The organism is Gordonia alkanivorans NBRC 16433 (genome assembly GCF_000225505.1).
Taxonomy (GTDB): domain Bacteria; phylum Actinomycetota; class Actinomycetes; order Mycobacteriales; family Mycobacteriaceae; genus Gordonia; species Gordonia alkanivorans.
The window spans coordinates 1-1,463 of sequence record NZ_BACI01000059.1 but is presented as its reverse complement, the minus strand read 5'-3'; the positions used below and the strand labels follow the sequence as shown (position 1 = coordinate 1,463).

The following is a 1,463-nucleotide window of genomic DNA, read 5'->3' as shown; positions in this document are numbered from 1 at the left end:
CCTTGGGTTCTAGTGATCCCCGCAACACCCTGGCTATCAGGGAGTTGCGGGGATCATGGTTTCTGCGGAGTTGAAGGAGCTGTTTTTCGAGGCGTTGGACCGTGAATACGGCAACGTGACAGCAGCGGCGCGCAGTGTGGGAGTCAACGGTGCGACGGCCTATGGGTGGGTTCGTCGAGCCGGTTTACGCGGTCGCGGCAAACGGGGTACTTCGGGGCATCCAGGGCGCGCCCGCTATGACGCACTGCGCGCTGCCGGTGTCTGCCGCCGTGAGGCTGCCAAGCAAGTCGGAGTGCACATCCGCACCGCACGGGACTGGGATAGCGGGATCCGCAAGATCGGCAACGCGCGCCTGCATCCTGATGGCCGTCGCGTCGACTACAAGACTGGTGTGACCACTGTTGACTCGCGACCGTCGCTGGCCCGGATCGAAGCCCCATTGCATCCTCGGTTTCTGACCTTGTCCGAGCGGGAACAGATCGCCGACATGCGTCGGGCCGGCGACTCGCTGCGGGAGATCGGTCGGCAACTGGGTCGGGCGGCGTCGACGATCAAACGAGAAATTGACGCCTATTCCGTTTCTGGGGTGTATCGCCCTCATCGGGCCCAAAGGAACTGGGCGAGTTCGCGTTTACGACCAAAAGACTCCAAGCTGGCGGTCGGTGGACCGTTGCGGGATTACGTTTCGGACAAACTCGCCGTGCAATGGTCTCCCGAACAGATCAGTCACACTTTGATCATCGAGTTCCCCGATGACGAGGCGATGCGAGTGAGTACCGAAACGATCTATCAGGCGATCTACGTCCAAGCCCGGGGCGGGTTGCGCCGCGAACTCGCCGACGCGTTACGCACCGGCCGTACCCACCGCAAACCTCACCGGTCCCCAGATCGACGCACTGCCCGGTTCGTCGACGAGATGGTGATGATTTCCGATCGGCCGGCCGAGGTCGAGGATCGGGCTGTGCCCGGTCATTGGGAGGGTGACCTCATCGTCGGCAGCCGGTCGGAATCGGCGATCGTGACGCTGGTCGAACGCTCGACTCGCTATGTGCTCCTCGGTCATCTACCCGGCGAGCACACGGCCGAAGCAGTCCGTGACGTACTGGTCCCGCTGATCGGTTCTCTGCCCGAGCACCTGCGGGGATCGTTGACCTGGGATCAAGGCTGTGAGATGGCCGCGCACAAGCAGGTCAGCATCGCCACCAATGTGCCCGTCTACTTCTGCGACCCGCATTCACCCTGGCAGCGAGGCTCGAATGAGAACACCAATGGGCTGCTGCGCCAATACTTTCCGAAGGGCACCGACTTATCGGTGCACACTGCCGCAGACCTCGAACTCGTCGCCCAACGACTCAACAGTCGACCACGCAAAACGCTCGACTGGAGAACCCCAGCCGAGCGTCTGCGTGATGTACTTGTACCCGTCTAACCAACCGGTGTTGCGAGGACCCCTAGAATCCGCC

Annotated in this window: 1 protein-coding gene; it reads left to right on the top strand. The window is 62.3% G+C overall.

Going from position 1 to position 1,463, the window contains the following annotated elements:
- The first annotated feature begins 55 nt into the window (after window positions 1-55).
- Window positions 56-1,429 carry an IS30 family transposase gene (locus tag GOALK_RS11025; RefSeq protein ID WP_006358897.1) on the top strand — a complete coding sequence of 458 codons (1,374 nt, stop codon included), beginning with the start codon at window positions 56-58 and terminating at the stop codon, window positions 1,427-1,429.
- Window positions 1,430-1,463: the final 34 nt, after the last annotated feature.